Raw genomic sequence first — 26,884 nt, forward strand, 5'->3', positions numbered from 1 at the left:
GTTGCGCCGATCCACCCCCGCGGGCCGTAGGATTCCGCGTGACCCGACCGTCCATCGGATCCCGCGAGGAGGTGCCGTGAGCGAGCTCGAACAACCCAACGCCGTCGAGGAGCCTGCATCCCCCGCGCCCTCCGGTGAACCGCTGACCACACGCACGGCGCGAGGCATCCGGGACTTCGTGGACCAGATCGCGAGTTCCTCGCCCGCGCGGCTCGCGGTGATCGTGTTCGTGATCGTGGACCTGGGCTTCGCGGCCCTGTTGTGGCTGCCCTTGTCCGCCAATCCCGGTCAGGAGACCCGGTTCGTGGACGCCGTGTTCACCGCGACCTCCGCCGTGACCGTGACCGGACTGACCACGGTGTCCACGGCCGCGCAGTGGTCCGTGTTCGGCCAGGTAGTCATCCTGATCGCCATTCAAGTGGGCGGTCTGGGCACCCTGACGCTCACGTCCATCCTGGCGCTGGCCATCGGGCGCAAGCTCGGGCTCAAGTCCAAGCTCATCACTCAGGAGGCCCTCAACATCGGGCGCTTGGGTGAGGTCGGCTCGCTGCTGCAGATCATTGTGATCACCTCCGTGAGCATCGAGGCCGCCCTGGCGCTCGTGCTCTCCGTGGGGTTCCTCGCCGAAGGAGAACCCCTGGGAACGGCCCTGTGGCACGGGGTGTTCTACGCGATCTCGAGCTTCAACAACGCCGGGTTCACGCCCCACACGGACGGGCTCGTGCCCTACGACCACGCCGGGCCCACCGCGTGGCTCATCCTGCTGCCCGTGTGCATCGGGGTGATCGTGGGGTCCCTGGGCTTCCCCGTGATCTTGGTGCTGCGTCAGGTGGGGTTCCGGTTCACCCGGTGGAACCTCAACGCCAAACTCACCGTGGTCACCACCGCCGCACTGTTGCTGCTGGCGTGGGTGCTGTTCACGGCCATCGAGTGGGCCAACCCGGACACCCTGGGCGGACAGTCCGTCCCCGAACGGATCTTCCAGGGGTTCTTCGCGTCCGTGATGATGCGCTCGGGCGGTTTCAACCTGGTGGACATGACCGACACGTCCCAGGTCACGCTGTTGCTCACGGACGCCATGATGTTCGCCGGCGGCGGTTCCGCGTCCACGGCCGGCGGGATCAAGGTGACCACACTCGCCGTCGTCTTCCTGGCCATCCTCGCGGAGGCCCGCGGCGACCAGTCCGTGATCGCGTTCTTCCGCACCATCCCTGACTCCGTGCTGCGCATCGCGATCTCCGTGATCATGATGGGCGCCTCCGTGGTGCTGCTGGGTTCGAGCATCATGGTCGCCCTGACCCACATGCCCCTGGACCACGTACTGTTCGAGGTCATCTCCGCGTACGCCACGTGCGGTCTCAGCACCGGTGTGTCCGCGGGCGCCCCGGACGCCGGGAAGTACGTGCTGTCCGTCATCATGCTCATCGGCCGCATCGGTACCAACACCGTGGCCACGGCTCTGGCCCTGCGCTCGCGGCGCCGGCTCTACACGTACCCGGAAGAGAGGCCCATCATTGGCTAAGAACTCCTCCCACTCCGTCCCCGTCCTGGTGGTGGGCCTCGGGCGTTTCGGCTCGGCCACGGCCCTGCAGCTGATCCAGCAGGGGCGCGAGGTCCTCGGCGTGGAACGCGACGCCGCCCTCGTGCAGAAGATGTCCGGCCAGCTCACCCACGTGGTCGAGGCCGACGCCACGGACATCGACGCCCTGCGCCAGCTCGGCGCCGCCGAGTTCTCCTCCGCCGTGGTGGGTGTGGGCACGTCTATCGAGTCCTCGGTGCTGACCACCGCAAACCTCGTGGACCTGGGGATCGACCGGATCTGGGCCAAGGCCATCTCCCCCGCCCACGGCAAGATCCTCGCGCGCATCGGCGCCCACCACGTGATCTTCCCCGAGGCCGACGCCGGGCGCCGCACCGCCCACCTGGTCTCCGGGCGGCTCCTGGACTACATCGAGTTCGACGACGACTTCGCGATCGTCAAGATGTACCCGCCCCGGGAGACGCAGGGGTTCACGCTGGGCGAGTCCGACATCCGCTCCAAGTACGGCGTGACCGTGGTGGGTGTGAAGTCCCCGGGCGAGGACTTCACCTACGCCCGCCCGGACACCACGGTCAGCTCGCGGGACCTGCTCATCGTGTCCGGGCACGTTGACCTGATCGAACGGTTCGCCGCACGCCCCTGACCCGGTTGCGTCTCGGCGGGCCGTCGTGATCCGGCATCACGGCCCGACGCCCCTCGGTGCCGGTCAGCGTCGACCGGCACGCGCTCCTCGGTGACCGGCGTGACCGACGCCCGCGAGCGACGTCGTCCCCCGCTACGGCGCACGCGCGTGACGCTACCCCGCGTTATTCAGCATCCGACGGCGCGGCCGTCATGGCCCGCGTGGCGAACGCCATGATCCCGGGGACGCCGGCGCGGCCGAACGCCCGGCGCTGACGGCTCGCCCCATTACCGCGCTCGAGGATGTGGCGCACCCCCGCCTCGGCGAAGCGACGGTCCTCCTGCGAGGTGTAGTGCCCGCTCACCCGTTCCAGCAGGGTGCTCACGAGTTCCTCGGCCGGGACCAGGGTGGCCGTGACGGGATCCAGGAGCCGACCGCTCAGCCCCCACCGGGCGGACTGCCACAGTGCGATGTCCAGGTACTCCTGGGTGAACGCGACCGCGGGCGGTGTCTCGAGCGCGTAGTTCGCGAGGGCGCGCGTGAGCACCGCGATGGCCACCGAGTCCTGGGCCTCCAACTGGACGTCGCACGCGCGGATCTCCAGGGTGTCGTGGCGGTGGGACAACCGGGCGAGCCAGCTGAGACTCGCGGGGCCCTCCACGGCGTCGAACGCGGTGAGCATGGCCACGCGCGAGTCGTAGTCGTGCAGGTCCTGGAAGTGGGGCGGCACGCCGTTGGTCATCCAGCGGCGATAGTGGATGGAACGCCAGCTCTCGAACCCGGATTCCACGCCCCGCCACACGGGCGAGTTCGCACCGATGGCCACGAGCACGGGCAACCAGCCCCGCAGCCCGTTCAGGGCGCGCACCGCGACCTCCAGGTCCGGGAACCCCAGGTGCACGTGCATCCCGCTGATGTACTGGTCCGCCGCGATGGCCGGGGTCTGGCCGGCAAGTCGCTGGTAGCGGGCGTCGTGGGTGATCTGCGCGGGTTCGGGCCGCACGTCCGGGGCTGCGGCGACGCCCACCACGTCCATGCCCATGGCGTTCGTGGCCTCGCGCAGCGCCGTGCGGAACTCCACGAGCGAGTCCACTGCCGTGGCGGCGTCGCGGAACACCGGGGAGGTCTCCTCGACCTGACACGAGAGCCATTCCGGGGTGGCCGCACCGCCGCCAGCGGTCAGCGACATCAGTTGCGCCGACTGTTCCGGCGTGGGCCGTGCGGGGAGGTTGTCCCCGCGGTCCACCAGCAAGAACTCTTCCTCGATGCCGAACGTGCTCATGGTGCTACCGCCTTGCGTGGTCTCGTGTGGTGGGCCGGGCGGTTCACGTCATTCGCCGCCGTATTCCTTCTCCATTTGGTCACCCTTCGTCGCGGACGCCTCCGCGCCGGCCGCGATGATCTCGCGCAGGCCCTTCTCGTCGAACGTGGTGATCGCCTGCTCCGTGGTGCCGCCCGGGCTGGTGACGGCCTTGCGCAGGGCGGCGGGATCAGCGTCGTCGGGAGCGAGCAGGACGCCCGCGCCGGAGACCGTCTCCTTCGCGAGCACGCGCGCCGTCTCCGGGTCCAGGCCCAGCTGCTCCCCCGCGTGCTGCATGGCCTCGGCCAGGTAGAACACGTACGCGGGGCCCGAGCCGGACACACCCGTGACCGCGCGGATCAGGTTCTCGGGCACCTCCACGACCGTGCCCACGGCGGCCAGCACGTCCTTCACCGCGTCCAGCTGCTCACGGGACACGTGCTCACCCGGGGTCACGGACAGCACGCCACGGCCCACGCTCGACGGCGTATTGGGCATCGAGCGCACTACCGGCTGCCCCTGCGGCAGGGCCTTCTGCAGGGCGTCCAGCGTGACACCGGCGGCCACGGACACCACCACGGTCCCGGGGTCCAGAGCGGGTGCGATCTCGCGCGCCAGGTCCAGGATCGCGTACGGCTTGACCCCCAGCAGCACGACGTCCGCGCCCTTCACAGCAGTGCGGTTCGCCTCCGCGTCCTCCTCGCCCGCGAACACGGTCACGCCGGTCTCGTCACGCAGCTCCTCCCCCGACGACGCCGATCGGGTCGTCGCGCGCACCGCCCCCTTCTCGGTGCCGCCCGCCAGGACCCCTCGCAGGATCGCACCGTTCATGGAACCGGTTCCCAGGAACGCCAGGGTCAGCTCGCTCATGCCATCAGTCCTTTCACACCCGCCCGGGGGCCCTCTCGTGCTGTTGCCGCGCAGTAGGGCTCACGGGGTGTTGTTGCGGTCACGGAACTCTCCTTGAACGGTATCGCGCGGCGGACGGTCCCCGCGAGCGCGCCGGATGGGACTCCGTGCCGTGGGGGTCGGCGGGGAGCACTCCATACGGGGCCGGGGAAGCACCGCGCCCCGCGGCTGCGAACATTCATGGCCCGAAAAGACACGGATCCCGTGTCCAGGCGGCTGTTCCGGGACTTATGTGTATCCGCCCCTGGTAACTGGGCGGAAGCGGCAACCTCAGCCCGCTCCCACGCCGGTGCGGCCCGGGACATCCTCACTGCAGAACGCGCGGATTCGGGGCCGAAACCGTGCGTATCGCAGCGCAGATGTGCGCGCCACCATGGACGGGTGGCGGTGCAAGGCGGTGTGAGGCGGAAGGGGTGGCGGCACCGGCCCGCCGCGGTGCACCGGGTCCGGGGTCTGACGGGCTAGCCCTCCACCGTCATGTGGCGGCGCGCGAAAGACAGGGCTTCGGCGAGCCACTCGTCCCGCTCGTCCGCGTCCTTGGTCTTGCGTGTAGAGACCTCGACCCCCACCACACCCTGCCAGCGCTGATCACGCAGGTACTCGAGGGTCTCGGCGACCGGTTGTACGCCCCGCCCCGGCAGGAGGTGCTCGTCCGCCATGGTCTGACCCGAACCGTCCGTGAGGTGCACGTGGCCCAACCGGGAACCGAGTTCCTTGACGGCCGCGAGCGAATCCATCTTGGCGGTGGCCGCGTGGGAGAAGTCCCACGTGACCCAGTCGTAGTCCTGACCCAGGGGGCTGTAATGCGGCGAGTAGACGACGGCCTCACGCCCGCCCACGCGCCACGGGTACATGTTCTCCACGGAGATCTTGGTGTCGGTCATCCGGGAGACCTCACGCACACCGGCCACGAAGTTGCGCGCGTACTTGCGCTGCCACCGGAACGGCGGGTGGGCCACCACGACTTCCGCGCCCACCTGGTGCGTGAGCTTGGCGGCCATCTGGATCTTGGTCCACGCCTTGCCCCACACCTGTTGCGTGAACAGCAGCGTGGGCGCGTGGATCGTGGAGATGGGCAGCTGGTACTTCTGGATGTTGTCCAGCAGTTGGTGGGTCAGCTGACTCATGCGCTCGTGGGTCACGAGCACTTCCACGCTGTCGTAGCCCAGGCGCTGGGCGGCGTCGAACGTCTCGGGGACACCCTGCGGGTACAGCGAACTCGTGGACAGGGCCACGTGCGGGCGGTAGACGGGTGTGTCGGTCATGAGCTGGTCACCAGGTCCTTGGGATCGACGGTCGAGCTCGTGGAGTCCCGCAGCAGCCGGTCCATGCGCCGCAGGATGAGTCCTTCCCGCAGGGCCCACGGGGAGATCCGCAGCGACTCCACCTTGAGCAGGTCCATGGCGGTCTCCGCGACGATCGCCCCGGCCACCACCTGCGCGGCACGGTGTTCGGAGACACCGGGCAGGTCCGCGCGTTCGGCCACGGTCATGGCCTCCATGCGCCGCGTCCACAAGCGTAGGTCCTCCAGGTGCATAACGCGTTGCACGTACGGTCCCTGGCCCGACGGCGCCGCCCCGCAGATCCGCGCGAGCGAGCGGAACGTCTTGGACGTGCCCGCGACCAGATTCGGTTGTCCCCCGGCGGCGATCCGGTCCACGGCGGGACGCAGCGTGGTGCGCACGTGCTTGCGCAAGGCCTTGAAGCGGGCCGGGGGTGCGACGTCGTACCCCGCGAGATATGCCCGGTACAGCCGACCCGCACCGAGCGGGACGGACGTGGCGACCGTGGGCAACGCGTTGGTGCCGATCGCCATCTCGAAGGACCCTCCGCCGATGTCGAAATCCAGGACGCGTCCGGCGCCCCAGCCGAACCAGCGGCGCACCGCGGAGAACGTCACGGCCGCCTCCTGGTCCCCGGACAGTTCCGTGAGCGTGACCCCGGACGTGGACTGGACGTGGTCCAGCACGGCGTTGCCGTTGGTGGCCTCCCGGATCGCGGAGGTCGCGAACGCGAGCAGGTCCTCCGCGCGGTGCTCCACGGCAAAGTCACGCGCCTCCACCACGAACCCGGTGAGCAGGTCACGGCCCTCGTCCGTGATCCGACCGTCGTCGTCCTGGTAGTCCACGAGCCGTAGCGCCATCTTGTGGGACGCGTACGGTTCCGGCCGCGACCCCGGATAGACGTCCAGCAGGAGCAGGTGCACCGTGTTGGAGCCGACGTCCAGGACGGAGAGCCGCATGTGAGTTCCTTCGCTCGCTGGGTGGAGGCGTTGGGTGGGGCCGTTGGGCCGGACCGGATAGCGGGGCTTCGGGACGACCGCGGGGACGACGCCGCCGGGACGACGCCGCGCGAACCGCTCCTACTTGCTCGCGGAACGCCCCGCGCCGGCGGTCTTGCGCGTGGTCTTCCTGGCCGCGCCACTCTTGGTAGCCGCACCCTTGGCCGTGGAACGTTTCGTCGTGCCGCTCTTGGCCGAGCTGCGAGAGCGCGACGTCGTCTTGGCGGGCGCCGGGCCCTTCGCCCGCTTCTCGGCGAGCAACTGGGACGCGCGGGCCGCGGTGATCTGCTCGATCGCCTCGGCACGCGGGACCGTCACGTTGGTCTCCCCGTCCGTGATGTACGCGCCGAAGCGGCCTTCCTTAATGACCATGCGCTTCTCGGTCAGGGGATCCGCACCCAGATCCGCGAGCGGGGGCTTGGCGGCCTGGCGACCGCGCTGCTTGGGCTGCGCGTAAATGGTCTTGGCCTCGTCCAGGGTGATCGTGAAGATCTGGTCCTCGGAACCGATCGACCGGGAGTCGGAGCCCTTCTTCAGGTACGGGCCGTAACGCCCGTTCTGCACCGTGATGGTTTCACCGTCGGTGTCCTCACCCAGTACCCGGGGAAGGGACAGCAGCTTGAGGGCGTCGTCCAGGGTGATGTCCTGCAGGTTCATGGACGAGAACAGGGATGCCGTGTTGGGCTTGGGCCGCTCGACCTTCTTGGGCTTGGGCTTGCCGTTCTTGTAGTACTCGGTGGGGATCGCGTCCAGTTCCTCCTGCGTGGGCTCCGGGATCACCTCCGTGACGTAGGGACCGTAACGGCCGTCCTTGGCCACGATCATCCGACCGGTGTCCGGGTTCACGCCCAGCTCACGGCCGTCCGCCTTCCCGATCTCCATGAGTTCCCGCGCCTTCTCGGGCGTGAGCTCATCCGGGGCGAGGTCCAGCGGGACGTTCGCGCGCACCGGGTCGGTCAGTTCCCCCGTCGCCGGGTCCACCGTGCCACCGGTCTCGAGGTACGGACCGAACTTTCCCACGCGCAACGTGATCTCGTCCGTGACGGGGATCGAGTTCACGGCGCGGGCGTCGATCTCCCCGAGGTCGTCCACGAGCGGCTTGAGTCCTGGTTCGGAGGCGGTGTCACCGAAGTAGAACCCCTCGAGCCACTTGACCCGCTCGGCCTCGCCACGGGCGATCCGGTCCAGGTCCTCCTCGAGCTCCGCCGTGAAGTCGTAGTCCACGTAGTCGGAGAAATGCTCCTCCAACAACCGCACCACGGAGAACGCGAGCCAGGACGGGATCAACGCCGAGCCGCGCACCTGCACGTAACCGCGGTCCATGATCGTGGAGATGGTCGCGGCGTACGTGGAGGGCCGCCCGATCCCCAGTTCATCCAGGGTCTTCACGAGGGAGGCCTCTGTGTAGCGGGCGGGGGGCGTGGTGGTGTGCCCGTCCGCGGTGACCTCGGAGGCGTCCAGGGCGTCACCCTCGGCCATCACGGGCAGCCGCTTGTCCTCGGACTTCTCGGACTGCTTCGAGTTCTCATGGGCGAGATCCGGGTTCACGTCCCGGCCCTCCTCGTACGCGGCCAGGAACCCCCGGAAGGTGATGACGGTCCCGGAAGCCGAGAACTCGGCGTCGGCCCCGGAATGCTCACCGGCGGCGGAGGTGGCCGTGGCGCCCAGGCGGACGGTCGCGGTGCTGCCCTTGGCGTCCTCCATCTGGGAGGCCACGGTGCGCTTCCAGATCAGCTCGTAGAGCTTGAACTCGTCCACGGACAGCTGCGAGCGCACCTGCGACGGGGTGCGGAAGGTGTCCCCCGCGGGGCGCACGGCCTCGTGGGCCTCCTGCGCGTTCTTGGACTTGGACGCGTACACGCGCTTGGAGGCGGGGACGAACTCTGCGCCGTAGAGCTCCTTGGCCTGTGAGCGCGCGGCGTTGACCGCCTGATCGGACAGCGCGACCGAGTCGGTACGCATGTACGTGATGTAGCCGTTCTCGTACAACCGCTGCGCAACCCGCATGGTGGTGCGCGAGGTGAAACGCAGCTTGCGAGCGGCCTCCTGCTGCAGCGTGGAGGTGGTGAACGGTGCGGCGGGACGGCGCGTGTAGGGCTTGGTCTCGAGCGAACGGACCGAGAACTCGGCGTCCTGCAATCCGGCCGCGAGCGCCGTGGCCACGGTCTCGTCCAGCGCGGCGGGGGCGTTCTGCCCGGAGGCCTTGAGCTCGCCGCGGTCCGTGAAGTCCTTGCCGGTGGCCACTCGGCGGCCGTTCAGGGAGCTCAACCGGGCGGTGAAGGCCCGCCCGGCGTCCTGCCCCTCGGGCCGGGAGAAGGTGCCGGTGAGGTCCCAGTAGTCGGCGGGCACGAACGCAATCCGCTCCCGTTCGCGCTGGACCACCAGGCGGGTGGCCACGGACTGCACGCGCCCGGCGGAGAGCCCCGAGGAGACCTTGCGCCACAGCACCGGGGAGATCTCGTAGCCGTAGAGCCGGTCCAGGATGCGGCGGGTCTCCTGGGCGTCCACGAGGTCCTGGTCGATCTCCCGCAACTGCGCGAACCCGCGCTCAATGGCCTCCCGGGTGATCTCCGGGAACGTCAAGCGGTACACGGGGACCTTGGGCTTGAGCACCTGCAACAGGTGCCACGCGATCGCCTCACCCTCGCGATCACCATCCGTGGCCAGGTACAGGGCGTCCGCGTCCTTGAGCTTGCGCTTGAGCTCCGTGACCTTCTTCTTCTTGTCCGGGTTGACCACGTAGTACGGGTCGAACTCGTGCTCCACGTCCACCGCGAACTTGCCGTACGGGCCCTTCTTCATGTCCGTCGGCAGCTCGGAGGGCTGCGGCAGGTCACGGATGTGGCCCATGGAGGACTCCACTTCATAGGCGTCCCCCAGGTACCCCGCGATCGTCTTCACCTTGGACGGTGACTCCACGATCAGCAGGCTCTTGCCCGTACCGGCGTTCTTGGTGGCCTTGGATGCCAAAGGTGCTCCTCGTCATGACCCGTGGTTGCGGGGCGGGTCTGTGTTCAATGCTGGCCGTTCATGCTGATCGGCCGGTGGGCGTGGGCGACGGCGCTCGATTCCTCCGCGTGCCGCGTTCACTTCGTGCCCGGGACGTCAGCGTACGACACGCTGGATCACTACAGGTCGTGATCCGGTTCCTCACCCATGGTGAATTCGCGTCCGGTGGCGTCGTCCGGCTCCAGGACCACGTAGTGGAACTTGTAGTTCGGTGCCCATGGGGTCAGCGGCAATTGTTCCGCCGCCTCCACCTCCGCCCGGGTCTCCAACCGGCGCGCCCGGCCGTGGACCACCGCGGATTCAACGTGGGTGCCCTCGACCTTGTCCACCTCGAATGCCACGTGGTTGTTCACCACCAGGCTGGCCAGCTTGGTGCCCTGTGACGTGCGGAAATAGATCTTGCGCTGACTGACCACGTGATTGACCGGGAAGATGTCCACGAGGCCCGCGCCCTGGACGGCAAGGCGGCCGTACGGCATGTCGCCCAACAACTCCCAGACCCGCTGGGAATCCATGACCCGGAAGGGATTCAGGTTCTCGCTCATGGGTTCAGTCTTACACCTCCGTCAGGAAGCCATGTGTGATCAGGCCTTTGATTTCACGCAGCAGCTGGGGTGCCGGGCCGTCCTGCCACCCCAGCAGCGATCCGAGGGCCGTGAGGATCTGCCCCGCGCTGAGCTCGCCGTCGCACACGCCCGCGAAGCCCGCCGCCTCGCTCGAGAGGATCACGCTCCGACGCAGTCCCGCCCCCTGCCGCAACAGGATCAGGGCCGGGTCCGGGGCCCCGGGTGTGCCGTGGCGTTCCTCGGTCACGTCCTGCGCCACGGTGTAGTGCCGCGCGAGCCACGCGGGATCGGTGTCCGACGCCGCTGCCGGGCCGCGAGCGCCGTGGTCCGCCTCGTCGCGCGCCATGCGCAGCATGCGCTCCCACTCCGCGGCGAGCGCCGGGGCGATGGGTTGCTGGATCGGGTGCGGGACGGTCTCGAAGATCCGCGGTGCAATATCCGGTGTTTCCTCACCCGGGCGGTACAACCACACCATGCCGAAGCCCACCGCGGCCACGTCCCGGGAGTCGAAGTCGTCCAGGTAGGCCGCGTAGGCACGTTCGTAGTCGGCGACGTCGCGCTGCTGGGACGCGTCCCGCAACCAGGTCTCGGCGTACTCGCACGGGTCCTGCACTTCACGTTGGACGAGCCACGCGCCGGTTCCCGGCGGCACCCACGACGCCGGCCCGCGGGACCACGTGGTCGAGGGCTCCTCGTGCGGATCGCGCGGGATCTCCCAGTTCGCGAGCAGGTGCGCGGTGGCCCCCGGGTTCAACACGGTGGGCAGCGCGCCCAATAATTCCCGCACGAGCCGGTCCCCCGGCAGACCGCCGTCCCGGTAGGTGAAGCGGTCCTCGGCGTGTTCGTCCGGGCTGCGCGGCGTGATCACGAAGGGCGGGTTGGACACGACCATGTCGAACCGGCGATCCGCCACGGGCTCCAACAGGCTCCCCCGTTCCAGGCTCACCCGGGCGGGCAAGTCCCACGGGTCCACGTCCAGTGCCTCGGCGTTGAGGATCAGGTTGAACCGCGCGGTGGCCAGTGCGCGGTCGGAGATGTCCGTGGCCGTGACGTGGCGCGCGTGGGCCAAGAGGTGGAAGGTCTGGATCCCGCATCCGGTCCCCAGATCCAGGGCGGTGTCCACGGGCCGGCGCGGTGTGGACTGCACGAGGGTCAGCGATGCACCCCCGATGCCCAGCACGTGGTCATGGCGCAGCACGCCCGGTCGCTGGAACGCACCCAGGTCGCTCGCGACGTACAGCTCGGCCGAGGAATCCGTGGCGTAGGGCCGCAGATCCACCGCGGAACGCACTGTGACGGAGGGCGCGGGGGTATCCGCCGCTGCGCTCTCGTCCGGGTTCGCGTGGGACGGGCAGTTCTCACCGAGCCCGCGCACAGCGGCCTCGACGGCGCCTTCGGCCGACTCGGTGGCGGCATCGGCGGCACCACCGGCCGGCTCAACGCCGGCCTCGACCAGATCCAACCGTTGCAGGCCGGAAGCGCCCACGGAGGGCAGCGCGGCGTCGAGCGATGTGGCCGTTACGGGGTCCCCGAGCAGGAAGAACGCGGCGAGGGTGATCAACGCGGCGACGTCATGGCCCGCGGAATCCGCAGCGTTGCCGACGCCGCGCGGTGAGGAGTGAGTATCTTCCGCACCGCCCGGCACCGAACGGAGGTCCTGCGAGCGCCGTTGCAGGGCGCGACGGGCAGGGACCGCCTGGTCCCGCGACCACGCGGACATGGCCTGCTCGCCCACGAGGTCCGTGACCCCGTCCACCGTGAACCCCGCGGCCACGAGGTCGTCGTGGAGGCGGGCGATCAGCTCCGGGTCATCGGAGCGCGGGGCATCCGGGACCACGCTGAACGCGGGCCCGGGAGCGGCGTCGTTGGGACAGGAAGAGACCACCCGTCAGTGACCCAACCGGAAGGCGCGACCCGTGATGCGCGTGGGCGTGATCTCCACGAACTCGATCTTCTCCGTCTCCAACCACGGTCGCAGACCAAGCTCTTCCACGTACGCGATCCGGTCCGTGTCCGTGATCATCTCGGCCGTGCCGCGCACCACCACGGAGTGCGCTTGTGAACCGGCGGCGCGGTCGATCTCGACCGTCACGTTCGGGTTCAGTTGCAGGTGCAGGACCTTGGTGCCCTTGGCGGAGCGGAAAAAGATCTTCTCGCCGTCGGTCACGATGTTCAGCGGGGTGATGTCGATCTCGTCGCCGTCGCGAGTCGCCAGCCGCGCGAAGCGTGCCTGCTTCAGCAGCTCCCAGCTCTCCTGTTCGCTCAGCTCGGTGATGGGCGGGACCTGGGACGCGTCATCGTGCTCGTGGGCGATGTTCATGGGGTGCGGGTGCTCAGCGTTGCTCATACCCCCATGATTCCATGCGGGTGCGGGACGTGGGCCAGGTGGCGGTGTCGTCCCCGCATCGAATTCCGGCACCGGGTCCCCGCACAGGCAGGGAGCCGACGACGCGTGGCGGGCCCCGCGCATTGGTGGCCGGGCGGCGTCGTCCCCGCCCGGCGTGGGCCACAATGTCACGGTGACGACTTCGCAGGAGATGGTGGACCTGCTCGGACGCGGACCCCGCCCCGAGCAGGTACGTCATGTGCGCGAGATCCCGGAACGCGAACCCACCCACGCGCCCTGGCCCGAATGGCTGCACCCGGATGTGGTCAGCGCATATGAACGGCTGGGTATCCATGAACCGTACGCGCACCAGGTCGCTGCGCTGACCGCTCCGCGACACGCGATCGTGGCCACGGGCACCGCTTCGGGGAAGTCCCTGGTCTACCAATCCCTCGTGCTCGACGCCGTGCACCGGGGCAAACTCGCGGTGGCCGAACGCCCCGGCCTGCTGCACCATCCGGACGAGGCCACGGCCCTCTACATCTCGCCCACCAAGGCCCTGGCCGCGGACCAGCTCACGTCCCTGCGTGCACTCGGTTTCGCGGACGTGCGCGCGGCGACCTACGACGGGGACACCGATCCCGGCGAGCGCCGTTGGATCCGGGAGCACGCGGACGTGATCCTGTGCAACCCGGACATGCTCCACCACGGGATCCTGCCGCATCACATCGGCTGGTCTCGGTTCTTCCGGCGGCTGCGGTTCGTGATCGTGGACGAGGCACATTCCTATCGGGGGGTGTTCGGTTCGCACGTGGCCGTCCTGTTGCGCCGACTTGTCCGGGTCGCGGCGCATTATGGGGCCTCCCCCGTGTTCGTGGGGGCGTCCGCCACGAGTGCGTCCCCGCAGCAGTCATTCGCCAAGCTCATCGGCGCGTCCGAACAGGACGTGACGGCGGTGACCCGTGACACCTCGCCCCACGGTTCGCGCACCGTGGTGCTGTGGGAGCCGGAACAGTCGCCCGGCGGTTCGGACAACGGCGCGCCCCGTCGCCGCACGATCACAGCCGAGGCCTCCGACATGCTCACCGACCTGGTGCTGCGTCAGATCCGCACGATCGCGTTCATCCGTTCCCGCCGCGGCGCGGAGACCATCGCACAGGCGGCCCACCGGCAGCTCGAGGAGGTGGACCCCTCGCTCGGTCATCGCGTGGCCGCCTACCGTTCCGGATTCCTGCCGGAGGAACGCCGCGAGCTGGAACAGCAGTTGCGGGACGGGCGGTTGCTGGGGGTCGCGAGCACGTCCGCACTCGAGCTCGGGATCGACATCGCGGGGCTCGACGCCGTCCTGGTCGCCGGGTGGCCCGGCACCCGCGCGTCCTTCCTGCAGCAGATCGGCCGCGCCGGGCGGGCGGGCCAGCACGCCTTGGCGGCGCTGATCGCCGGTGACGATCCCCTGGACGGCTACTTGGTCAACCACCCCGAGGCAATCTTCGACGTCCCCGTGGAGGCCACGGTGTTCGAGGCCTCCAACCCCTACGTGCTCGCACCGCACCTGTGCGCGGCCGCCGCAGAACTGCCCCTGCGCCCCGACGAACTCGAGCTGTTCGGGCCCACCGCGCGCGACGTCGTCGACTCCCTCACGGACGCGGGGCACCTGCGCCGACGCCCGAGCGGGTGGTTCTGGACCCGGTCTGAACAGCCCGCCACCATGGTGTCGATCCGTTCCGGGGACGGCGGTCCCGTGCAGATCATCGACTCGGACACCGGCTCGGTGCTCGGCACCATGGGCGCTCCGCAATCGCATTACCAAGCCCACCCGGGCGCGGTCTACGTGCATCAGGGCCGAACCTATCTGGTGGAGGAACTGGACGAGGAACTACACGTGGCGGCGGTGCGCCGCGCGTTCCCGGACTTCTACACGGTCGCGCGGGACATCACCGAGGTCCGCGTGCGGGACGTGCGCGATTCGATGCAGTGGGGTCCTGTGAGCATCCACCGCGGGGCCGTGGACGTGACCACCCAGGTGGTCAGCTATCAACGCAAACTGGTGGCGTCCAACGAGGTGGCGGGTGAGGAACCCCTGGATCTGCCGCCCCGCCAGTTGTCCACCACGGCCACATGGTTCACGGTCTCCGGGGGTCAGCTGGCCGCGATGGGGATCGAGGAACCGGACATCCCCGGCTCCCTGCACGCCGCGGAACACGCGATGATCGGGCTCCTGCCACTGTTGGCCTCCTGTGACCGGTGGGACGTGGGCGGGCTCTCGACCGCCCTGCACGTGGACACCGAACGGCCCACGATCTTCGTGCACGACGGCCACCCCGGCGGTGCGGGCTTCTCCGAGCGCGGGTACGACATGTTCCGGCACTGGATCACCGCCACCCGGGACGCGATCGCGCAGTGCGAATGCGAGTCCGGTTGCCCCTCGTGCGTGCAGTCCCCCAAGTGCGGCAACCGCAACAATCCGCTCGACAAGGCGGGGGCGCTCAAGCTGCTCAACGGGGTGCTGTCCTTCGCGCCGTGATGCGCTCGCGGCTGCCACGCGGCGGGTGGCCGTCCCGCAATGGCTGACTACTCCGAGGTGGGGGACCACTCCGAGGTGGGGGACCACTCCGGGGCGGGCGCCTGCTGCGGGGCTGATGGCTGCTCCGGGGGTGAAGTTCCCGGAGCTCACGGCTCCCCCGGCGGCGGTCCGGCCCGGGACACCCCGGTGGCCGGGCCCAGTGACGCGAGGGGTTGCGGCAACTCGATCACCGCGGTGACGTCCACGATCGTGTTCTCAGGGGCCACCACCGCGCACTCGGACAACTGCGCCCCGTTGTCGGCGGCCACCCGCGCAGCCACATCGCACGGGACGCCGGGGCTCAGGCCGCGAGCGACGTCGGCCGCGGCGAGTGCTGCCAAATCCGCCGCCTTGGCCACACGGTGCGTGAGGATCGCGGCCTGCCCGACGAGCAGGACCACCACGAGGACAAAGCACAGCGTCACGGCCAGTGTCAGACCGTGCACCGTGCCGGACCCCTCGTCGCGATGATCTCCCGCGCCCACTGCTCGAGTCCGACGATGCTCGTGCACCTCGTCCGACGTCATGTCACGGCCTCGCATGATCAAGCGTCCCCGGCCCGGCGCTCGGATCCCCGGTGCTTCCGAGAGCGGTGTCCACGGCCGCGCTGCCCGTGGCCTGCAAGCGCCAATCACTCCACGTCCCCAGGATCCCCGGGGCGGGGCCGTTCACCGCGACCGTGACCCGGTCGTCCGCGACGCTCACCCGGACGACGGCGGTGTCCCCGGCGATCTCACGCGCCGTGCGTTCCACGACCTCGGCGGTTTCTCCCCGGGCGGCGGCGCGCGCGGAGGCCCGGGCGGCTTCTTCGTAGCGCACGGTCGTCATCCCGGCAGCTGCGGCCGCGAGCAGAACGGCCAGGAGCAGGACGAGACCGGGCATCATCACGGCCGTTTCGACCGTGACCGCTCCGGCATCCGGATGTCGTGGTGGGCGCTCCGGCTGTCCCGGTGGGGCTTCGGCGCGATCGTGCGCCGGCACGGTTCTTGACCTTCTCATGGGAGTCCTCCTTCTACGGACGGCCACGCGCTCGCTCACCGGCACTCCACGGTGTTCGAACCACGGTGTGACTGGGGACCGTGGCAGTTCCGGGCGGCGTGGTGGTGGCCCCACTCCGACGAGCGGGTCCGCCGGAACAGAAGCGCGGCGGGCCCGGGGGCTCGGAGTGGTTCGGGTGTATGCGGTTCTGGCACCGGGCCCGGGCCGCAGGGTGGCCGGTCCTACGCGGCCCTCCCACGGCCCGGGTCCGGTGGGTGCGCGGTTCAGACGGCCAGGGCCTTCTGGATGATGCCGAGCAACATGCCCGACACGGAGTCCGAGGACAGCACCGCGGCCATGACGCCGCCGAACGCGGCGGCCGCGAGCACGATGACCGCGTACTCCGCCGTGGACGCCCCGAGGTCCGGGTCGTCCGGATCGACGGCGGTGCGGGGCCGCACCTCGGCGGTCGGCATCGGTTGGGTCGCATCCTCCACGGGGATCTCCGTGGGATCGTCGAACGCGGTGGTGCAGGCGGGAAGCGTGATCATGGACATGGTGATATTCCTGTTCGTTGGGTGTTCGTGATGTGTTGAGGGGTGAGATGGCAGCGGTGTCGCGCACCCGCCTTCGTGACAAGTGGAAGGTTGCAAATACGTGCCTAGATCGGGGCGCAGCATCCTGCGGGCGGTCCCCTCCCCCTCCCCGCAGCGTGAGCGCCGTGCAGGCGCGCGTGGCCGGTCATGATCCGAAGACCCTGGGCAGCAAACTCATGAGTACGGGGACCACACCCCAGCACATGAACGCGGGCAGGAAGCACAGGCCGAGCGGCAGCACGAGCTTCACGGCGAGCGCCTCGGCCGCCCGTTCGGCGCGACGGTACTGCGCTCGCCGCACGAGGTCCGCCTGACCCCGCAGGACGGACGCCGAGGCCGTGGCGGAGGTGGCCGTGAACTCGAGAGCGTCGCGGAAGTCGCGCATGTCCCGGGACAGTTCTTGATCCGCGGGCCACGCCGCGTCCCACGGGAGCCCGAGTCGCAGGGCGGCCGCAACCCGACCCAGCTGCTGGTGGACAGCTCCAGCGCAGCTGTTCGCGAGGACGGACACGGCCTCCGCGAGGGGCAGTCCGGTCTCAAGCTGGCATGCCGTGAGTTCCACGAGTGCCGCGGCGGGTAGAGGGGGGATCGACGCCGCCGTCGCAGTTGCTGCACGGACCGAGGGACCCAGCGATGCGTCCGCCGGCATTGCCCAGGTCGCCACACTCCGAGCATCCCCGGTCGCTCCCGGGGTCGTGGATGACCCAGACGACCACCCGTTCGCCCCGGTCGATCCGATGTCCCCGCCCCGGGCCAATCCGCCGTGAACGGTCGACGTGGCCCTTGAGCCAGGACGAAGAAACCCACCGTTCAACCCCGAACGGGACGACCCGAGCTCACGTGGGGAACGTCGTCGTCCGCGGGGGATCCGCAGCCGCGAGCCGGGAGAAAGCCACACAAGTACACCGCATCCCGCGAGAACACCCGCCATCAGCGCCCCGATCATGACGCGCTCTCCACTTCGGCGCGATGCATCAGGGCCCGGGTCCACAATCGCCCGGCGATGCTGAGGGCGGCACCCGCCGCGAGCGCGAGCCGACCCCACCACGTGGTCAGCAACGTGGTGATCGGATCCGTGCCCATGAGCACACCGAGCCCCAGCGCGAGCACGGGCAGCCACGACAGCGTCCGCACCGTGACCCGCGGTCCTGCCAGGGCACTGTCCCGGGCGGCCTGCGCGTCCAGCTGCGATTCTAGGGACTCCGCCACGCCCGAGAGCGTGCGCCCCAGGGGCGCCCCGGAACGCTCCGAGATCTCCCAGCACGCGGCGAGCTGGGCGCACACGGACCGCGCGGTGGCCGCGAGGGCGCGATCACCCACGGGCACGGGAGCACTCGCGAAGCGCGTCAGACTGGCGGACACCGGGATCCCGACCTGGGCGGCGGCGTGGACGTCCCCGCACATCCGGGCGATCCACCGCCCCGTGGGTCCCGAGCCCGTGGAGACCGCGGGCAGTTCGCCGAACACCCGGGCGGGTGCCCGCCCCGCTTGCAGCAGCGCGGCCAGTCGGCGCACCACGGTCACCCATTGCATCGCTTCCGCGGCACGATCACGACGACGCCACCGTGCGAACACGCCCGTGCCCACCGAACGCTCGGCACCGCCGTCGGCGTCGTCATCACCCGAGCGGTGTGCGGGTACTGCGAGGCTGCCCCCGCGCGCGCCGCCACTGCTCCAGACGAGCAACGCGGCCGCGGTGAGGACGAAGAGGAGAAACGCGAGCATCATGATGCGTCACGCCCTCGGGCCAGCAGCCGTGCCAGCTGTGACCACCCGGGCCCCTCGACCGGATGCCCGGACTCCACGGTCAGAGCGGGCCGGGTGCTCAGCACACCGTCCTCGAGGTGGAGAGTGCACAGGGAATCCAGCCTGCGTCCGGCGGGGGTGCGGCTCACGTGGGCCACGAGGTCCAGCGCGTTGGCAGCCTGCAGATCCACGGCGCTACGGCTGAGTCCCGCGAGGGACCCCAGGGCGGCGAGCCGGGCCGGAACCGCCCGCGCGGAGTTCGCGTGCACGGTTCCCGCACCGGAGTGCCCCGTGTTCAGGGCGGTCAGCAACTCGCGGACCTCCGCGCCACGGCATTCCCCCACCACGAGCCAATCCGGGCGCATCCGCAACGCTTGCCGGACCAGGTCCGTGAGGTCCACGGAACCGGCCCCCTCCACGTTCTCCTGCCGGGACTGCATGCCGACCACGTGGGGATGATCGGGGTTCAGCTCCGCGGCGTCCTCCACGAGCACGAGGCGCTGTCCCGGCGCGCACTGGGACAGTAGCGCAGACAGCACGGTGGTCTTTCCGGAACCGGTGGCGCCGCTGATCATGAGATTCGCCCGTGCGGCCACGGCATCCGTGAGGACGTCCGCGAGGAACGGGTGCACGGTCCCGGAGTGCACCAGATCCGCGAGCGACAGCCGTTGCGGAGCCCGGAAACGGATGGACAGCAGTGTCCCCGACGTGGACACCGGCGGGATCACGGCATGCACCCGTAGCCCGGTGGCGGTCTGCACGTCCACGCACGGGTGGCCGTCGTCCAGCCTTCGCCCGGCCGCGGTCACGAGCCGCACCGCGAGCGCACGCACGTGCGCCTCGGACGTGAACGGGCTCGTGACACGCTGGATCCCGTCGTGGGTCTCCACGAAGACGTTCTCGTGGCCGTTGACGTAGACGTCGCTCAGTCCGGTCGCCGGCAGTAGTGGCTCCAACGGCCCGAGCCCGGTCAATTGCGCCTTGACGTGCTGCGCGGCTCGGACGGAGCCGACGGCCCCGAGCACCCGGCCCGTCTCCCGCACGGCCTTGGCGATCCTGGTGTCGGTGACCGGACCGCCCTCGGCCAGGAGGCGTTCGCGCACCTGGTCCACGAACGCGGCGTCGTGCGCGGCAGCTTCCGGCCCTGGCGTGACGCACGGGCCGGACCGGGTTGCGGTGTGGTCGACTACTTCCGACTCCGACGCATCGCGCGGACCGGGCCGAGCGGCGTCGTGATCGTGGGACACCGTGCATGAGACCGTCATGACAGCTCCTCCAATGCCCGGGCGATCTGCGCCACGGCCTTCGCGTGGCGGGGACGCCGGCCGCGACGTAGGACGGTGCCATCGTCGAGGTGCTGGGGCACACGAGCGTCGAACGCCACGGCCGCCACGCACGGCACGCCGGCGGCCTCGGCCACGACCGGGGGATCCACGTCCGCGACGTTGACCCCGCACACCGCACTCACCACGGGAACGGGTGCGCAACGCCGCACCGTGTGTTCCGCGGCCAGGATCCCGCGCACGGTGCGGGAAGCCAGGACCAGCACGGCATCGCACCAGCGCGCTTGCCGTTCGAGGTCCGAGCGGCACAGATCCACCACCTGGACCGCAGCGGCGCCACGCAGCGCGGCGATCACCGTGGCCATCGGAACGGTGTGCGCTAGGCTCGCGTGGCGATCCCATGAGAGGTACCGCAGGGCATCCAGGCGCGGCATGGCCGCCCACAGTTGATCGGCCGCCACGGTGCCCGAGAACTGATTGAGCTCGGGCCACCGCAGCCCGTCGGTGGTTTCCTCCCCCAGCGCGAGATCGAGGCCCGCGCCCAGGGGGTCACCGTCCACGAGCGCGGTGTCCACCCCCCGGGCCGCGAAGTGCCCCGCGAGCCAGCACGCCACCGTGGACGCGCCCACTCCCCCGGTAGCGCCGACGACGCCGTACACCCGCCCGGTCGTGCGTGGCAGTTCGGAATCGGACGAGCGGGAGATCATGTCCGCGAGCCACGCGGCCGCGTGCGGTAACACCACCACGGCGGACGCCCCGAACCTCACCGCGGTGTCCCACGCGTCGGCGTGTTCGGTGAGCGCCACGACCACCGCCCCGCGGGGTACGACGTCCCCGGCCCAGGCGGCATCCACGAGCACGACGTCCGACGACGCCGCTCGCGCCCCCGCACCGTCGTCCGTCACCCTGAGCGCAACCCCGGCGCCGATACACACGGCCTCAACGGCCTCCACGAGGTCAGGGGTGGTGCTGAGCAACTGCACGCCGCGGGTCCCGTGCAACTCGGTGCAGGCCAGCGAACTGCCCGCCGAGGCACTGCCCGCGGCGACACCGCCCGATGCCGCGCTGCCCGTCGCCGTGCTTCCCCTCGGTGCACGTCCCCCCGCTGCGCTGGCCCGCGAGCGCGCCGCGATCGGGGACTCGCGATCCGCGGGGACCGGCCCGGCAGGGAGCGGACCACACCCCTGATCGCCATCGCCACTGTCAAAGGCTGCGTAAGACCGACTGGCCGCGCGGCGGGCTCGACGCGAGGCGCCCGGAGGGTCGACGGGAGCCGTGATGGATGCGGTGTTCATGGCACCAACCTGGCCGGTGACACCCACGTTCCGCGCCCGCTGGCCCGCACTGTGCAGCGTTGCGGGCACCCGCCGCGGCGTGCCGGGTGCTGTGCAGATCGCCCGCCGCGGGGACGGAGGGTTCCCTCCCGTCGTGCGTGCTCGCCGAGTATTACGGAACGGTCACCGGTGGTGCACAGCTGTCCGGGGAAGCACCACCATGAGCTGATGGACCTCAACCCTGTGACACGAACATCGGCCGTCGCGGCGCTGATGCTGAATGTGCTCTATTGCCTGCTGGTGCTCGCCCTGCTGCTCTGGGTGTTCCACTGGGGCCGGGTCAGCATCATAGTGGTGGCTCTGCTTCTCCTGGCCGTCATCATCATCCCCGGGTTCTTCGCTCTGCGCCCGCAGACCGAGCGGGGCGAGGACTACATCATCACCTCATGCGGTGCCCGCAGCCAAGGGCAACTCACGGTACCGGTGCCCGTCTCCGAACTTCCGAGACTGGTCGAGCGTGCCTGCGCCCAGCACGCGGAACTGGGCTTGCGAGAACTCGATGCGCAGGGCGGGCGGATCTCGGTGGGAATCACGTTCTCGTCGTGGGGCGCGCGCGTCCGATTCGTCTTGCGACCCGTCTCGGAGACCGCGTCGCAGATCGTGGCGACCTCGCGTCCTCGGATGCCACTGGAACTGTGGGGCCTGGCCGGGAGCGAGGCAAACCTGTCCGTGCTGTTCCGCGGCGTGGCACAGGAGGCCGAGCGCACGCACACGAGCGTGGCCTGAGCACCGCCCGACCGGGCGCGGTGCATGCCCCATGAGGCCCGGCTCTCAGCTGAGCCGCCGCTCAGGCGGGTTCCACCCACCACGCCCGGGTGGTGTCGGTGGGGCCGTCCAGCTCGGTCAACCCCGCGTCCGTGACCGTGACCGGCCTCTGGACCCCGTCCCACTCCTCCCGCGAGGGGAACTCCACGCGCACCCGGTAGTCGTCCACGCGCCAGCGTTCCCGCACTGCTTCGGGCATGGCCTCCCACGCGAGCTGCGCGGCGTGCCCACACTGCGCCGCGAGCTTGCCGCTCGAGATCCCGAGTCCCGGGGCCACCTCCACGGTGACCACGGCATTCTGCGTGGCCGAGGCCCCGACGGCCGGGAATTGCGTGCCGGACACCTGCAGCTTGTGCAGTTGCTTGGGCAGGGGCTGCACGGGTGCGGGCACGAATGCCCTCACGGCCGCGGTGCCGTGCTCGTCCGCTGCCGTAGTCGGCGCCTTCTGCGCCACCGTGACCCCGGGTAACGCCTGCACGTCCTCCCAGCGCTTGCCGTCCGCGCGCCGCACAAGTTTGCGGATCTGCACGTCCCGCCACGTTCGCACGGCCTCGTGCCATGGCCCACCCGGGGCGCTGCGTTCGTCGCCCAGCAGCATCACGACGGCGCGCGCCGCCGCTTCCGCGACGTCCACCTCCCGTGCGGGGCGCCCACGATCCCGGTACACCACCAGTTGCATGGCCCAGGGGACGTCGTGGGTCTCAGTCGGCTCAGCACTCATGGCCCCGAGTCTCCCACGCGGATCCGCAGCGCGAGCTCGCCCATGGACAGCGCGTGCGTGTCCGGGACCACGGGGACCATGAGACCGCGGTCCGTGGCCCTGCGGACGCCCTTCAACGGGATGGTCCACGTCTCGTCGCCCTCCGGGGCGCCGGGCGACGTCGTCGGCGCGACCTCCGGGAGACCACCGGTGCCTACCAGGTGCTGCGCGAGGTCCCTGCGGGTGACCTCGCCGGCCGCACCCGTTCCGGTCAGCGCGGCGAGATCCACCCCGGCGTCCTTGGCCCGCTTGCGCACGGGCGGTGTGGCGCGGGCACGGGTGTCCCCGGGGGCCGGCACCGAGGGTTCAAGACGCTGCGGGGCCCCCACGTCCTCGTGGAGACCGATAGGACCGGACGGTGCGGGCCCCGCCGGCTCCGCCGCCCGCTGCTCCGCAAGGGCACGACGTCGCCCGAGTCGCCCGCGGCGCTTCGTGTCCTCCCGCGCCCCGCACCCGACCAGGGTGGCACCGGAACCCTCGGCATCGGCCGCGGGTTGCGCGCCGGTCTGGGGGCCGGACTCCCGTGCAGAACCGGCCGGGGCAGCGGGTGCACCGGTGGACCCGTCCGCCGCGGCGTCCTCGGCCACGATGTCGATGATGGGCGTCCCTACCTCCACCGTGGCTCCCTCGGGGGCGAGCAGCGCCGCCACCGATCCCGCGGTGGGACACGGCAGTTCCACGACCGGCTTGGCGGTCTCGATCTCCACGATCACCTGGTTGACCTTCACGGCGTCACCGGCAGCGACTTTCCAGGTCAGGATGTCCGCTTCCGTGAGGCCCTCGCCGACGTCCGGGAGCTTGAACTGGGCTGTATTCATGATCTTCTCCTCCATACTCGAGAGCCCGGTCGATCCCGTCGAGGATTCTGTCCACGTCGGGCAAGTCGTGGTGCTCGGAACGCGACGCCGGGTACGGGGTGTGGAACCCGCCCACGCGGATCACGGGTGCCTCGAGGTCGTAGAAGCATTTCTCCCCGACCCGCGCGGCGATCTCAGCGCCCTCACCGAAACTCGTGGGCGCTTCATGGACGATCACGAGACGACCCGTCTTGCGCACGGAGGTCACCACGGTGCCCGCTTCCGCGAGAGGAGCATGGATGACCCGCTGGTCGCCGAAGTCCTTCTGCAGTCCGTCCGTGATGAGGAAGACCCCGCCCAGCACGCCGATGTCCTCCCCGAACAGCACGACCCTGGGATCGTCCTCGAGGGCCTTGCGCAGTCCCCGGTTGATGGCAGCGGCCAGGGTCATGGTGGTGTTCTCGGCCCCGGGTGCCTGGGCCGCGGTCCCAGCTCGCCCTGGTGCTGGAGAGCCGTGGCCTCCTGGTCGAATCTGCGTAACAGGACCATGGATCGGTACATGGTCATCAGGTCGGTCATCTCGAGGGTATCGAGCTCGTATCCGTTCGGGGACAGACGCTCGCCGCTGGGACTGATCATCTGCACGGGATGAGGTTCACCCAGTCCCGTTCGTTCCGGATCCATCACCTCGTTGTGAACGTTCATGTCACTCCTCGAAGTAGCGCGTATTCAATTGTCACTAGGTCTCTGTGATGCAGGTCGCTACGCCTATCCCGCGCGGCTCCGCCAGGGGGCCCGGGTGTACCCGATCCACGCCCCATACTGGGAGCATGCACATCGTGGTGGCCGCCGCAGAGCCCGGGTCCTGGGTGTTGCGGGTGGTCTCCGCGAACGGCAAGCCCGCCGGGGAGCCGCACACCGTCACGGACGAGGGCCTCGCCTTCGAGGTCGCCCGGCGCGAGAACGCGGCACGTGCCGCGGGCGTGGTGCCTCCCGTGTGGACGTGGCTCGAGACCTCCGTCCCCGCCGCACTGCTGCTCGCCGCGGGCGTGTGGGTGACCCGCTGCCGGGACCTGGGACTGTGCGCCACGATCCTTGCCACGGCCGCGACCGCCCCCGGATCCGGCGCACCCGATCCCACCTCGGACGAACCCCGCCCACTCGACTACCGTCCCGTGATCGAACCCGCGGACCCGCGCCGCGTGGCCGGTCCGCACGCCCCGGCCGAACCGAGCAGCCAGGGGTCGCTGTTCGCCGTCGTCGAGCAGCGCGGGCACGGGACGGACGAGTTGATCGCGGAGCTCGCCGCGCAGAACCGGGCGTGCGAGACCGCGCGCTATCCCCGGCGGATCGAACGCCTGCTGGCCCTCGAGTCCCAGGGCGCGTTGGTGGCCGCGGACATGCGCCACCACGGCGTCCCCTGGAGCCCCCGGGCCCACGAGGAGATCCTCGAGGAGCTGCTCGGCCCCCGTCCGGTCGGTGAGGAGCGGCCCGCGCGCATGCAAGAACTCGCCCGGCGGGTACGTGACGTGCTCGACGCCCCCACCCTCAACCCGGACTCCCCCGTGGAGCTGCTCAAGGCCCTGCGCAACGCCGGGGTGGACGTGGACACCACGCGCGCGTGGAAACTGCGGGACTGGGCCCTCGTCAACGGCCGGCCGCAGGAGCAGCGCGTGGCCATCGTGGAACCGGTGCTCGAGTACAAGAAACTCTCCCGGGTCTTCTCCGCGACCGGGTGGCACTGGTTGGACACATGGGTGCGGGAGGAGCGCTTCCACCCCGAGTACGTCGTGGGCGGCGTCGTGACCGGACGATGGGCCGCGCGCGGCGGCGGTGCGCTGCAGATCCCCAAGTACATCCGCGGCGCCGTGCGCGCGGATCCCGGCCGCGCGCTCGTCGTGGCCGACGCCGCCCAGCTCGAGCCGCGCGTGCTGGCCATCCTCGCGCGCGACGACGCTCTGGCCGAGGCGTCGCGCGACCGTGACCTCTACGAGTCCATCGCACTACAGGGCGAGGCACGCGGTTCGGAATTAAAGGAGCGGGCGCACGCGAAGCTCGCGCTGCTGGGCGCGATGTACGGTGCGACGTCCGGGGCCGGCGGGCGGTTCATGCCTCACCTGGCCCGGATGTTCCCGCGCGCCGTGGGTTACGTGGAACACGCCGCGCGCGTGGGCGAGCTGGGGCACCAGGTCTGCACCTACCTGGGCCGCTGGTCACCCGTTCCCGGGGCGGAATGGTTTGAGGTGCAGCGCGCCACGGCCACCCAGGCCGGCGAGCGCCGGGCCACCCAGGCCGCGCGCGGTCACGGCCGGTTCTCCCGGAACTTCGTGGTCCAGGGCTCGGCCGCCGAGTGGGCGCTCGCGTGGTTGGGACACATCCGACAGGGTCTGCACGACGCCGGCCTGGACGCACAGCTCGTGTTCTTCCTGCACGACGAGGTCATGGTCCACTGTGCCGAGCAGCATGCGCCCCGGGTGCGGGACCTCGTGACGCAGGCGGCCGAACAAGCGGTGATCACGGTGTTCGGCAGAGTACCCGTGGCGGTCCCGGTGGCCACGACGGTGGTGACGTCGTACGCGGATGCGAAGTGACCGCGGCTGCGCGCACCGGCATTACGCTGAGACGTCCCGCTCCTGAGTAGCGTCCTGCTGGTGACCTCGCGGACCGTCCGCACCATGCGCCTCGACGGGGACCGAGGGTGAACGGCGCTGAAAGGGTTATGCCTTCGGCCCGAACCTCGGCACGGGGCGCTTGATCGAGCGGTCCCACTCCACGGACCAGCCGAGCCAGTCGAGCACGCGGTCGATGATGACGCCGGTGAACCCCCACACGGTGATGGGCTCGGCCACGCCCGCCACGCGCACGTCGAACGCCGGGGACTCGTAGGTGTGCTGCCCGCGGGTCACGGTCGCGTAGTACCGGTGGGCGGGGTTGATCAGGTCCAGCACCGGCACCCGGAACACCAGGGAGGACTCGGCGTGGTCCACCACGTCTACGGGGGACGGACTGCGCCACCAGCCGATCACCGGCGTAACCAGGTGGTTGCTCACGGGCAGCGGCACGGGGTGCAGTGCACCGAGGACCTCCACGCCGTCCGGGTCCACCCCGGTCTCCTCGTGGGCCTCCCGCAGTGCCGCCCGGACATGGGGTGCGCTCACGCGCCCGCCGGGCACGTCCAGGAAGGTGCCGGGTTCGCCGTCGGGCGGATCGAGGCGCCCGCCCGGGAAGGCGACCTGGCCGGGGTGGGCACGCAGGGTCGCGGCGCGCTGGACGAGCAGCACGTCCAGGTCACGTCCCGGCCCGTCCGTGTGCTCGGCGTAGTGCGAGGGCACGGCGTCCAGCGCGCCGAAGAGGATGAGCACCGCGGAGTGCCGGTGGTTCTCGTCCAGCTCGCCGATCCGCCACGGTTCGCGGTCGTGCATGATCACGGAATCACCGTGCCGGGCGAGCTCCACGAGCTGATCACGGGGGTCGGCCCCGTGAGGGTCGGAGGGGGTCATGCGAAGTCC

At 70.3% G+C, this 26,884-nt stretch carries 23 protein-coding genes and 1 pseudogene; 5 read left to right on the forward strand and 19 right to left on the reverse strand.

The window, feature by feature from the left end; translation table 11 throughout:
* The first annotated feature begins 76 nt into the window (after positions 1 to 76).
* Both IE157_RS01980 and IE157_RS01985 read left to right on the forward strand, forming a co-directional pair.
* On the forward strand, positions 77 to 1,522 hold the full coding sequence (locus IE157_RS01980) for a TrkH family potassium uptake protein (RefSeq protein ID WP_064846651.1): 1,446 nt from the start codon (positions 77 to 79) through the stop codon (positions 1,520 to 1,522).
* Complete coding sequence (locus tag IE157_RS01985; RefSeq protein ID WP_035965130.1) at positions 1,515 to 2,183, forward strand: potassium channel family protein; 669 nt, start codon at positions 1,515 to 1,517, stop codon at positions 2,181 to 2,183. Before IE157_RS01980 ends, IE157_RS01985 begins: the two co-directional genes overlap by 8 nt.
* A gap of 163 nt (positions 2,184 to 2,346) precedes the next feature.
* On the opposite strand, the gene IE157_RS01990 is transcribed toward IE157_RS01985, so the two are convergent.
* The 8 genes from IE157_RS01990 to IE157_RS02025 all read right to left on the reverse strand — a co-directional run bounded on the left by IE157_RS01990 (position 2,347) and on the right by IE157_RS02025 (position 12,574).
* Positions 2,347 to 3,444, reverse strand: a complete 1,098-nt coding sequence (locus tag IE157_RS01990; RefSeq protein WP_193518976.1) for a carboxylate-amine ligase — start codon at positions 3,442 to 3,444, stop codon at positions 2,347 to 2,349.
* Positions 3,445 to 3,492: 48 nt separating this feature from the next.
* Positions 3,493 to 4,332: a pyrroline-5-carboxylate reductase gene (gene proC / locus IE157_RS01995; RefSeq protein ID WP_193518977.1), complete on the reverse strand. Its 840-nt coding sequence runs from the start codon at positions 4,330 to 4,332 to the stop codon at positions 3,493 to 3,495.
* Between the two features lie 500 nt (positions 4,333 to 4,832).
* Positions 4,833 to 5,636 carry a sugar phosphate isomerase/epimerase family protein gene (locus IE157_RS02000; protein WP_064846648.1) on the reverse strand — a complete coding sequence of 268 codons (804 nt, stop codon included), beginning with the start codon at positions 5,634 to 5,636 and terminating at the stop codon, positions 4,833 to 4,835.
* On the reverse strand, positions 5,633 to 6,613 hold the full coding sequence (locus IE157_RS02005) for a Ppx/GppA phosphatase family protein (RefSeq protein WP_064846647.1): 981 nt from the start codon (positions 6,611 to 6,613) through the stop codon (positions 5,633 to 5,635). The genes IE157_RS02000 and IE157_RS02005 overlap by 4 nt, the downstream gene beginning before the upstream one ends.
* Before the next feature lie 120 nt (positions 6,614 to 6,733).
* A complete protein-coding gene (gene topA, locus IE157_RS02010) occupies positions 6,734 to 9,622 on the reverse strand; it encodes a type I DNA topoisomerase (RefSeq protein WP_193518978.1) in 2,889 nt (962 codons plus the stop codon).
* 158 nt (positions 9,623 to 9,780) lie between these two features.
* Positions 9,781 to 10,206, reverse strand: coding sequence for a pyridoxamine 5'-phosphate oxidase family protein (locus tag IE157_RS02015; protein WP_064846645.1), 426 nt, complete (start codon positions 10,204 to 10,206; stop codon positions 9,781 to 9,783).
* Between the two features lie 10 nt (positions 10,207 to 10,216).
* Positions 10,217 to 12,112, reverse strand: a complete 1,896-nt coding sequence (locus IE157_RS02020) for a DUF7059 domain-containing protein (protein ID WP_064846644.1) — start codon at positions 12,110 to 12,112, stop codon at positions 10,217 to 10,219.
* A 3-nt stretch (positions 12,113 to 12,115) separates the two neighbouring features.
* On the reverse strand, positions 12,116 to 12,574 hold the full coding sequence (locus IE157_RS02025; protein WP_082943346.1) for a pyridoxamine 5'-phosphate oxidase family protein: 459 nt from the start codon (positions 12,572 to 12,574) through the stop codon (positions 12,116 to 12,118).
* A gap of 172 nt (positions 12,575 to 12,746) precedes the next feature.
* Between IE157_RS02025 and IE157_RS02030 the strand changes: the two genes are divergently transcribed.
* The gene (locus IE157_RS02030) at positions 12,747 to 15,077 is read left to right on the forward strand and encodes a DEAD/DEAH box helicase (RefSeq protein ID WP_404820546.1); all 2,331 of its coding nucleotides are present in this window, start codon (positions 12,747 to 12,749) and stop codon (positions 15,075 to 15,077) included.
* A 146-nt stretch (positions 15,078 to 15,223) separates the two neighbouring features.
* Here the strand turns inward: IE157_RS02030 and IE157_RS02035 are convergent, their stop codons facing one another.
* The 7 genes from IE157_RS02035 to ssd form a co-directional block, all read right to left on the reverse strand.
* On the reverse strand, positions 15,224 to 15,643 hold the full coding sequence (locus IE157_RS02035) for an Rv3654c family TadE-like protein (protein ID WP_193518979.1): 420 nt from the start codon (positions 15,641 to 15,643) through the stop codon (positions 15,224 to 15,226).
* A gap of 1 nt (position 15,644) precedes the next feature.
* Positions 15,645 to 16,004: a TadE family type IV pilus minor pilin gene (locus tag IE157_RS02040; RefSeq protein WP_318281259.1), complete on the reverse strand. Its 360-nt coding sequence runs from the start codon at positions 16,002 to 16,004 to the stop codon at positions 15,645 to 15,647.
* 374 nt (positions 16,005 to 16,378) lie between these two features.
* Positions 16,379 to 16,651: a DUF4244 domain-containing protein gene (locus tag IE157_RS02045; protein WP_064846641.1), complete on the reverse strand. Its 273-nt coding sequence runs from the start codon at positions 16,649 to 16,651 to the stop codon at positions 16,379 to 16,381.
* Positions 16,652 to 16,835: 184 nt separating this feature from the next.
* Positions 16,836 to 17,354 (reverse strand): type II secretion system F family protein, encoded by a 519-nt coding sequence (locus IE157_RS02050; RefSeq protein WP_239319099.1) that lies wholly within the window; start codon positions 17,352 to 17,354, stop codon positions 16,836 to 16,838.
* 278 nt (positions 17,355 to 17,632) lie between these two features.
* Positions 17,633 to 18,418: a type II secretion system F family protein gene (locus IE157_RS02055; protein WP_064846639.1), complete on the reverse strand. Its 786-nt coding sequence runs from the start codon at positions 18,416 to 18,418 to the stop codon at positions 17,633 to 17,635.
* A complete protein-coding gene (locus IE157_RS02060; protein ID WP_193518980.1) occupies positions 18,415 to 19,701 on the reverse strand; it encodes a TadA family conjugal transfer-associated ATPase in 1,287 nt (428 codons plus the stop codon). The genes IE157_RS02055 and IE157_RS02060 overlap by 4 nt, the downstream gene beginning before the upstream one ends.
* Positions 19,698 to 20,702, reverse strand: coding sequence for a septum site-determining protein Ssd (gene ssd, locus IE157_RS02065; protein WP_318281260.1), 1,005 nt, complete (start codon positions 20,700 to 20,702; stop codon positions 19,698 to 19,700). The genes IE157_RS02060 and ssd overlap by 4 nt, the downstream gene beginning before the upstream one ends.
* A 519-nt stretch (positions 20,703 to 21,221) precedes the next feature.
* Between ssd and IE157_RS02070 the strand changes: the two genes are divergently transcribed.
* Complete coding sequence (locus tag IE157_RS02070; protein WP_193518982.1) at positions 21,222 to 21,779, forward strand: hypothetical protein; 558 nt, start codon at positions 21,222 to 21,224, stop codon at positions 21,777 to 21,779.
* A gap of 61 nt (positions 21,780 to 21,840) precedes the next feature.
* Here the strand turns inward: IE157_RS02070 and IE157_RS02075 are convergent, their stop codons facing one another.
* The 3 genes and pseudogenes from IE157_RS02075 to IE157_RS02085 form a co-directional block, all read right to left on the reverse strand.
* Positions 21,841 to 22,539 (reverse strand): aminoacyl-tRNA hydrolase, encoded by a 699-nt coding sequence (locus IE157_RS02075; protein ID WP_193518983.1) that lies wholly within the window; start codon positions 22,537 to 22,539, stop codon positions 21,841 to 21,843.
* Positions 22,536 to 23,396 carry a biotin/lipoyl-containing protein gene (locus IE157_RS02080; protein ID WP_193518984.1) on the reverse strand — a complete coding sequence of 287 codons (861 nt, stop codon included), beginning with the start codon at positions 23,394 to 23,396 and terminating at the stop codon, positions 22,536 to 22,538. Before IE157_RS02080 ends, IE157_RS02075 begins: the two co-directional genes overlap by 4 nt.
* A 13-nt stretch (positions 23,397 to 23,409) precedes the next feature.
* Positions 23,410 to 23,826 (reverse strand): annotated as a pseudogene (locus IE157_RS02085) (transketolase C-terminal domain-containing protein); the annotation flags it as partial.
* A gap of 379 nt (positions 23,827 to 24,205) precedes the next feature.
* Between IE157_RS02085 and IE157_RS02090 the strand changes: the two are divergent.
* Positions 24,206 to 25,966, forward strand: a complete 1,761-nt coding sequence (locus IE157_RS02090) for a bifunctional 3'-5' exonuclease/DNA polymerase (protein ID WP_098053764.1) — start codon at positions 24,206 to 24,208, stop codon at positions 25,964 to 25,966.
* A gap of 126 nt (positions 25,967 to 26,092) precedes the next feature.
* Here the strand turns inward: IE157_RS02090 and IE157_RS02095 are convergent, their stop codons facing one another.
* A complete protein-coding gene (locus tag IE157_RS02095) occupies positions 26,093 to 26,875 on the reverse strand; it encodes an NUDIX hydrolase (protein ID WP_098053762.1) in 783 nt (260 codons plus the stop codon).
* Positions 26,876 to 26,884: the final 9 nt, after the last annotated feature.

It is taken from the genome of Kocuria marina (assembly GCA_014652975.1).
Lineage (GTDB): Bacteria > Actinomycetota > Actinomycetes > Actinomycetales > Micrococcaceae > Kocuria > Kocuria marina.